Source organism: Parazoarcus communis SWub3 = DSM 12120 (assembly GCF_003226565.1).
Classification (GTDB): Bacteria; Pseudomonadota; Gammaproteobacteria; order Burkholderiales; family Rhodocyclaceae; genus Parazoarcus; species Parazoarcus communis.
This window is the reverse complement of record NZ_QKOE01000019.1, coordinates 61,304-68,619: the sequence shown is the minus strand read 5'-3', so window position 1 is coordinate 68,619 and position 7,316 is coordinate 61,304. Positions and strand designations below refer to the sequence as shown.

General features: G+C 59.3%; 9 protein-coding genes and 1 pseudogene. 3 read left to right on the top strand and 7 right to left on the bottom strand.

Features of this window, described 5'->3' with window-relative positions; genetic code table 11:
• The 3 genes and pseudogenes from DNK49_RS19305 to DNK49_RS19295 form a co-directional block, all read left to right on the top strand.
• Positions 1–173: pseudogene (locus tag DNK49_RS19305) on the top strand (FAD-binding protein); the annotation flags it as partial.
• 26 nt (positions 174–199) lie between these two features.
• Positions 200–865, top strand: a complete 666-nt coding sequence (locus DNK49_RS19300; protein ID WP_110528517.1) for an energy-coupling factor ABC transporter permease — start codon at positions 200–202, stop codon at positions 863–865.
• Positions 866–908: 43 nt separating this feature from the next.
• Positions 909–2,687, top strand: a complete 1,779-nt coding sequence (locus DNK49_RS19295; protein WP_110528514.1) for an acyl-CoA dehydrogenase — start codon at positions 909–911, stop codon at positions 2,685–2,687.
• A gap of 104 nt (positions 2,688–2,791) precedes the next feature.
• Here the strand turns inward: DNK49_RS19295 and DNK49_RS19290 are convergent, their stop codons facing one another.
• The 7 genes from DNK49_RS19290 to DNK49_RS19260 are packed head-to-tail and all read right to left on the bottom strand — an operon-like array spanning position 2,792 to position 7,306.
• Positions 2,792–3,574: a peptidylprolyl isomerase gene (locus tag DNK49_RS19290; protein WP_110528511.1), complete on the bottom strand. Its 783-nt coding sequence runs from the start codon at positions 3,572–3,574 to the stop codon at positions 2,792–2,794.
• 10 nt (positions 3,575–3,584) lie between these two features.
• The gene (locus tag DNK49_RS19285) at positions 3,585–3,842 is read right to left on the bottom strand and encodes a BolA family protein (protein ID WP_110528534.1); all 258 of its coding nucleotides are present in this window, start codon (positions 3,840–3,842) and stop codon (positions 3,585–3,587) included.
• A 14-nt stretch (positions 3,843–3,856) separates the two neighbouring features.
• Positions 3,857–4,156 (bottom strand): YciI family protein, encoded by a 300-nt coding sequence (locus DNK49_RS19280; protein ID WP_110528507.1) that lies wholly within the window; start codon positions 4,154–4,156, stop codon positions 3,857–3,859.
• Entirely contained in the window at positions 4,156–4,764 is a 609-nt protein-coding gene (locus DNK49_RS19275; protein ID WP_110528504.1) for a septation protein A, read from the bottom strand. The genes DNK49_RS19280 and DNK49_RS19275 overlap by 1 nt, the downstream gene beginning before the upstream one ends.
• A 34-nt stretch (positions 4,765–4,798) precedes the next feature.
• Positions 4,799–5,203 carry a group II truncated hemoglobin gene (locus tag DNK49_RS19270; protein ID WP_110528501.1) on the bottom strand — a complete coding sequence of 135 codons (405 nt, stop codon included), beginning with the start codon at positions 5,201–5,203 and terminating at the stop codon, positions 4,799–4,801.
• On the bottom strand, positions 5,193–5,906 hold the full coding sequence (locus tag DNK49_RS19265) for an MBL fold metallo-hydrolase (RefSeq protein WP_110528497.1): 714 nt from the start codon (positions 5,904–5,906) through the stop codon (positions 5,193–5,195). The genes DNK49_RS19270 and DNK49_RS19265 overlap by 11 nt, the downstream gene beginning before the upstream one ends.
• Positions 5,903–7,306, bottom strand: coding sequence for a sensor histidine kinase (locus DNK49_RS19260; RefSeq protein WP_248280023.1), 1,404 nt, complete (start codon positions 7,304–7,306; stop codon positions 5,903–5,905). The genes DNK49_RS19265 and DNK49_RS19260 overlap by 4 nt, the downstream gene beginning before the upstream one ends.
• Positions 7,307–7,316: the final 10 nt, after the last annotated feature.

Here is a 7,316-nt window from a genome sequence, read left to right as displayed (position 1 = left end):
ACATCGCGGTGGGCATCTCCGGGGCCATCCAGCACCTGGCGGGCATGAAGGATTCCAAGGTGATCGTGGCGATCAACAAGGACCCGGAAGCGCCGATCTTCCAGGTGGCCGACTACGGGCTGGTGGGCGATCTGTTTGCCGTCGTACCGGAGCTGACCCTGGCACTGGGCTGATTGCCTGAACGGGCGCGGGGGCGCGCATGAATCTGCCAGCAGCGCTGTTTTCGACAGCCTGGCACGTGTTCGCTCTCGTGCTTGTCGTTCTTGTGATTTATCAGATCCTGCTGCGTGCCCCGTGGCAACGTCTGAAAACGCCAACACAGCTGAATCTGTTGCTGGGCTTCGCCGTTGGCCTGACGCTGGCCTGGAGCATGCGTGCCGGCGTCAAGCCGGGGCTGAGTCTGCATCTGCTCGGGGCAATGGCGGCAACGTTGACGCTGGGCCCCCGACTGGCGCTGGTTGCGCTAGGACTGGCGCTTACGGGCATCACCCTGAATGGCGCTATCGAGTGGCAGGCGTGGCCGATCAATTTCGTCCTGATGGCCCTCGTTCCGGTAGTGCTGGCAGAGTGGATGCGAAAGCTGGTTGAGCGTCGCCTGCCTGCCCATTTTTTTGTTTTCATCTTTGTAGTGGGGTTTGCCGGATCCGCACTGACCATCATGCTGCAGGGGCTGTTTGCTTCCCTGGCACTTGTGGTGGCAGGTGCCTATCCGCTGGATTTCCTGCTCAGCGACTATCTGCCCTATTTCCTGTTGCTGGGATTTTCAGAAGGCTGGCTGAGCGGTGCATTGATAACCGTAATGGTGATTTATCGCCCGGAATGGGTGGCGGCATTTGATGACCGCCGATACCTGATGAACAAATAAGCCTGTTCGGGGCGCTCGTGATATTCAAACCGGAGGGAGACCGATGAGTACTTACACAGCACCGATTCGCGATATGCAGTTCGTCATGAACGAGCTGGCAGGATTTGACCAGGTTGCAGCACTGCCTGGTAACGAAGAAGTTTCGTCCGATCTGGTGGATGCCATCCTTGAAGAGGCCAACAAGTTTGCCAGCGGTGTGCTTGCGCCCTTGAACTGGACCGGTGACCAGGAAGGCGCCAAGTGGAAAGACGGTCAGGTATTTACCGCGACCGGCTGGAAGGATGCCTACAAGCAGTTTTCCGAGTCTGGCTGGACCGCCCTGGCCTGCGACCCCAATTATGGCGGCCAGGGCCTGCCCAAGCTGTTGTCGACCGCCGTCATGGAGATGTGGAAGTCGGCAAACATGGCTTTCTCGCTGTGCCCAATGCTGACGACCGGTGCCATCGAGGCACTGATGCTGCGCGGCAGCGACGAGCAGAAGGACATGTACCTGCCGAAGATGATCAGCGGCGAATGGACCGGTACGATGAACCTGACCGAGCCACAAGCAGGTTCGGACCTCGCTGCGGTACGCACAAAGGCGGAACCCCAGGGTGACGGCACCTACAAGATCTTTGGGCAAAAGATCTTCATCACCTACGGCGATCATGACATGACCGACAACATCATCCATCTGGTGTTGGCGCGTCTGCCGGATGCACCGGAAGGGGTGAAGGGCATCTCCTTGTTTGTCGTTCCCAAGTTCATGGTTAACGCCGACGGCAGCCTGGGCGCCCGCAACGACGTGCATTGCGTGTCGATCGAGCACAAGCTGGGCATCCATGCCAGCCCAACCTGCGTACTCGCCTTCGGCGATAACGGTGGCGCTGTTGGCACGCTGATCGGTGAGCCGAACCGCGGACTCGAGTACATGTTCATCATGATGAACGAGGCCCGCTTTGCTGTCGGCATGGAGGGCCTGGCGCTTTCCGAGCGTGCTTACCAGCATGCACTCCAGTATGCCAAGGATCGTATCCAGGGTACTGATGCGGGCGTTCGCGGCGGTCCGAAGGTCAGCATCATCCATCATGCGGATGTCCGCCGGATGCTGATGTCGATGAAGAGCCAGACTGAAGCCATGCGTGCCCTGGCTTACGTGGTAGGTGCGGCAACCGACCTCGCTCACCATCATGAGGATCAATCGGTTCGTGCCAGGAATCAGGCTTTCGTGGATCTGATGATTCCGGTCGTGAAGGGTTGGCTGACCGAGAACTCGATCGAGATCGCCTCGACCGGCGTTCAGGTGCACGGTGGCATGGGCTTCATCGAGGAAACGGGTGCAGCACAGCATTTCCGTGATGCGCGGATCACTGCAATCTACGAAGGCACGACGGCGATTCAGGCGAACGATCTGATTGGTCGCAAGATTGCCCGCGAAAATGGGGTGACGATCAAGGCTCTGATTGCCGAGATGCGCCAGGTCGAAGCCGCACTCGACGCCAACGACGAAGCCCTGGCTGCAATTCGCAACTCGCTGGCCAAAGGCATCTCTGCGGTGGAAGAGGCGGTTGGCTATATCCTGGCAACCTATAATGCGGACATCAAGGCTGCATCGGTAGGCTCGGTACCCTTCCTGAAGCTGCTGGGCATCGTCGCTGGCGGATGGCAGATGGCGCGCGCTGCGCTCCTGTCGAAGGATCGCCAGAGCGAGGATTTCTATCGTGCAAAGCTTGTGACTGCGCGCTTCTACGCCGACCATGTGCTGGCGCAGGCGCCGGGTCTGGCCTACACCGTGGTCAATGGTGCAAGCGGCGCCTTGACGCTGCCGGAAGAGTTGTTCTGACCGGGACTGGGGGCGGTGGAATCAGCGCCCCCAGACTTGCTGCGGTACAGACAGAATGACAGTAATGTAAAAAGCCGGGTTACCCCGGCTTTTTTACGACTGAATTATTGAATCTTTGCCTTTGCACGCAGATCGAGGATGTGTTTCTCGACCTTCTGCTGCTGCAGGCGCTGCTGGATCTGTGGCTTCACTTCGTCGAACGGAGGCGCCTTCATCTCGCGAACGTCCTCCAGCAGGATGACGTGGTAGCCAAAGTCGCTCTTCACCGGAGTCGTGGTGAATTTGCCTTTCTCCAGCTTCACCATGGCTTCCGAGAACGGGGCAACGAACATGCCCGGGTTGCTCCAGCCCAGGTCGCCGCCGCGTTCCTTCGAGCCCGGATCGCGAGATTCCTTGGCCAGGTCTTCGATGCTGCTGCCTGCCTGAAGCTTGGCGATGATGCCCTTGGCCTGGTCTTCGGTTTCGACCAGCACGTGGCGCGGCTTGTACTCCTTGTCACCCATGCGGCTCTTGATCGCGTCGTATTCGAGACGGATGTCGGCTTCACTGACAGGGTTGTTCTTGACGTAATCCTGCAGGTAGGAGCGAATCAGGATGGCCTGACGTGCAAGCTCCATCTGCGCCTTGACTTCTGCCTTCTTGTCCAGACCCTTGCCGCTCGCTTCCTGAGCGAGCACTTCACGACGGACCAGTTCCTCACGAACCGCGTCGCGCAACTGCTGGCTATCGGGTGCGCCCTGAGCACGCTGTTCGGTGAGCATCGCCTCCGCGCGTTCGGCCGGAATGGCTGTGCCGTTGACCGTGGCAACCGGGGCAGCCGCAAAGCTTGCCTGCGAAATGAAGCCGGCAACCAGGGCGATCGCCAGACGGCTGGGGAAAAGTTTCATCTGTATTCCTTCAGGTAGATAAACCGGCCTCTTCGGCCGTTTGTGCACGAATGGCGAGCGCATGAATCTCGCCTTTCATCATGTCGTCGAGGGCCGCATAGATCATGCGATGCCGTGCGACGGTATTCTTGCCCGCGAATGCCGCGGAAACGATATGCAGATTGTAATGACCCCCGCCACTGCGTGCACCTGCATGCCCTGCATGCAAGGCACTGTCATCACCAATCTGTACGGAGAGCGGCTGGAGTGAGCCCAGGCGCTGCTGCATGCGATCGATCACGTTCACGGCATCACCTTCTTGAAGGGGCGCGCACTGTAGGCTCGAAAAACGCCTGCAGTCACATAAGGATCGGCCGCCAGCCAGCTTTCAGCATCTGCCAGCGAGTCGAACTCGGCCACGATCAGGCTACCGAAAAAGCCTGCAGGCCCGGGGTCGGGTGAATCGATCGCTGGCATTGGCCCGCCGAGCAGCAAACGTCCTTCGTTTCGCAATGTCTCGATACGCTCAAGGTGAGCAGGGCGGGCAGCCATGCGTTTTTCCAGGCTGCCAGGGGCATCTTCGCCGATCAGGACGTACAGCATCAGTTGGTTTCCTCTTGCAGATGACGCGACAGGTAGAAGCCCTGGCCAAGAACGAAAACCAGCATCAAGCCCATGCCGCCAAATAGTTTGAAATTCACCCACGCTTCTTCGGAGAAGCTGTATGCGACATAGAGGTTGAGCACGCCCATCACCACGAAGAATGCAGCCCAGGCCAGATTGAGGCGGGACCAGACTGGATCGGGCAATTGAATCTGTGCCTCCAGCATCTTGCGGATGAGATTACGGCGAAAGAGCAGTGCGGAGCCGGCCAGCACCACGCCAAACAGCCAATAAAGCGCAGTCGGCTTCCACTTGATGAATGTGGGGTTATGGAAGAACAGGGTGGCACCACCAAAGACGACAATGATCACCAGGCTTACCCAGAGCATGCGTTCGACCTTGCGATGCTTGAGCCAGACGATGAGGATCTGCAGGAAGGTCGCGAGGATGGCGACCAGCGTCGCAATCAGGATGGGCGACTGCGAGGCGACAATGCCGTCGCCCAGCCATTGCGAGGCCAGGGCATGAGAGGCTTCAGGATCCGCTCCGGCAAACTTGTAGGCGGCGAAAAACAGGATGACCGGCAGCAGGTCGAAAAGAAACTTCATGGCGAGGATTATAAGTGGGAGAGACCGGGTTGACTCAGCCGCCTTCGGCGCGGTTCCGCATGTGGTTGGCCAGTGCAGCGAAAGACTCTTGAAGACGGGCACGTAAGGCAGTGTCTGCGACGACTTCGTCGAGTGCCTGGGTCATGCAGGTCATCCATTGATCCCTCTCCGAAACACCGATTGAAAAGGGGAGGTGACGGGCGCGGAGAAAAGGCGGGCCGTAGCGCTCTACATAGAGTTGAGGGCCGCCAAACCAACCGGACAGGAAGAGGAACAGCTTTTCTTCTGAACCCGACAAGTCTTCCGCATGCATGCGACGGATGCCATAGGTTTCAGGAAGCGTGTCCATCAACTGGTAAAAACGTTGTACAAGCTTGCGTACAGCGGGTTCTCCGCCGATTTCCTCGTACGGTGTCAGGGTCTTGAGTTCAGGCTGCATGGATATCAATGAGGTCGTCACCGCGGCCACAGCGCAGGTTTGCCGGTACCGCAGTGTCGATCATACGCGGACTCGGCAGTTCAAGCTTGCCCATCAAGTCAATGAAGGTGTCGCGCGTCTGATCCTTGAAACGGGCATTGGTCAGCTTCTCCTGGCCAACGGAACTGACCCTCATGCCCTTGTAATCGTGACCGGGAAACACCAGGGTTTCGTCCGGAAGGGACAGCAGTCTGGCGAGACTGTCGAACAGGGCTCCAGCATCGCCACCCTGGAAGTCCGTTCTACCACAGCCACCGATCAGCAAGGTGTCACCGGTAAACAGACGATCCCTCCAGTGGTAGCTGACACAGCCAGGGGTATGTCCCGGCGTCGCAATTACGCGAATGACTTCGTTTCCAAACACAACGGTGTCACCATCGCCGAGTTGGCGGTCTGCGCAGCCCACACCGCTTAACTCGCCGGTTGCGGTGCGCGCGCCGGTGATTTCCCGTAGCCCACCGGCTCCAGTGATGTGATCCGCGTGAGCGTGCGTTTCCAGCAGCCAAACCAGTTGCAGGTTGAGTTCCTGCAGGAGCGTGAGATAACGACCGAGGTGTTCACGGACGGTGTCGATCAATATGGCGTCACCGGTCAACGAATCCGCCAGCAGATAGGTCAGCGTACAACTTTCCTCGTCAAACAACTGCCGGAACTCGATATTCATGCCCCTTGGACTCCACCTGATGATGCAGCCATTCTAGCGCGAGAGGATGACGATGCGGTGATCGGAATACGCAAGATCGCTCGCAGCCCGCCACCTTCGCGCGGCAGGAGATCCAGTCGTCCGTGGTGGGATTGCATGATGCGCTCGACGATTGCCAATCCCAGCCCGGCGCCCTTGGTATTGCTGCGGGCCTGCTCGAGCCGTGTGAATGGATGGCGCATCCTGTCGACCTGATCCGGAGGGATGCCGGGTCCTCTGTCCGCAACCTCGATGCTTAACTGCTCGGCGTCGACCTCGACGCTGACATCCAGGGGCAAGGCCGTACCAGCGTACCGGAGCGCATTGTCGATCAGGTTGGCCAGCGCACGGCGAAGCGGCAAACTGCGGGCCTGCACAAGCAATTCAGCCATATTCTCGGGCAAGCTCAGTGTCACCAATGTGCCGCGCAGACGGTATGGCTCGATCAGATCAAGCACCATGCGCCGGATGTCGACCTGTTCCAGCGGTTCTTGCGGAACGCCACGGCCGAAATCCAGAAACTGGCCGATGATCCGGTCCATTTCCTCGATATCTGCCACCATTGCGGTGATTTCGTCTTCGGGCGCCCCGGACATCTCGATCCCGAGCCGAAGTCTTGCGAGCGGCGTACGAAGATCATGCGATACCCCAGCAAGGATGAGCGTGCGATCAGCATCGGTACGCGCCAGGTCACCTGCCATCTGATTGATCGCCCGCGCCACGACGGAGATTTCCTGCGGTCCGGATTCCGGTAGTGGAGGAGGGGTCTGCCCGCTACCCACCATGCGCGCCGCACGTGCCACCAGACGCAGGGGGGTACCGATGCGGGACACGATGAGGAAGGCACCAAGAAGCGCCAGAATCAAGGCGGCTCCTCCCCAGGCCAGCCACTCCAGTGCATGCGGTTTGGCGATGCGTTCGGGCGGAAGCATGGCCCAGTACTCGTCTGCGTCATCAGCGTCCAGGCGGAAGCTGATCCAGAATCCATCGAGTGTTTTCCAGCGCGAGGCGAAACGGGTGTGCTCACCAAGATTACGGCGAACCTCGGCAATCAGCAGGCGCATGGGCCGCGTATCCTGCAAGGGCTGAACCTCGTCAGAAACCTCCGCCGGGTAGATGCGGATGCCTTCCAGTGCGGCCAGTTCGATCAGCAGTTCGCTTCGCCGCCCGGCGTCGGCATTGATCAACGCCGTGCGGGTCAGGTTGACGACACTGACCACCATCTGCGCCACATCCTTCGCGCGGGGGCCCTCCTCGAAGTAGCGGAAGATCTGACTCCAGACTGCCAGGACGAGGGTAAACAGCAGCGCAACCAGCAGGAAGGTCTGCCACAGCAGGGTACGTGGCAACCAGCCGGACAGGAAGCGTCCCAATGCGCGCAGACGTCTCAGT

Bases quoted from the DNA above. Each gene is read 5' to 3' on its own strand.
- DNK49_RS19300 (WP_110528517.1), top strand. From the start codon at position 200: ATGAATCTGCCAGCAGCGCTGTTTTCGACAGCCTGGCACGTGTTCGCT.
- DNK49_RS19295 (WP_110528514.1), top strand. From the start codon at position 909: ATGAGTACTTACACAGCACCGATTCGCGATATGCAGTTCGTCATGAAC.
- DNK49_RS19290 (WP_110528511.1), bottom strand. From the start codon at position 3,574: ATGAAACTTTTCCCCAGCCGTCTGGCGATCGCCCTGGTTGCCGGCTTC.
- DNK49_RS19285 (WP_110528534.1), bottom strand. From the start codon at position 3,842: ATGCAGCAGCGCCTGGGCTCACTCCAGCCGCTCTCCGTACAGATTGGT.
- DNK49_RS19280 (WP_110528507.1), bottom strand. From the start codon at position 4,156: ATGCTGTACGTCCTGATCGGCGAAGATGCCCCTGGCAGCCTGGAAAAA.
- DNK49_RS19275 (WP_110528504.1), bottom strand. From the start codon at position 4,764: ATGAAGTTTCTTTTCGACCTGCTGCCGGTCATCCTGTTTTTCGCCGCC.
- DNK49_RS19270 (WP_110528501.1), bottom strand. From the start codon at position 5,203: ATGCAGCCTGAACTCAAGACCCTGACACCGTACGAGGAAATCGGCGGA.
- DNK49_RS19265 (WP_110528497.1), bottom strand. From the start codon at position 5,906: ATGAATATCGAGTTCCGGCAGTTGTTTGACGAGGAAAGTTGTACGCTG.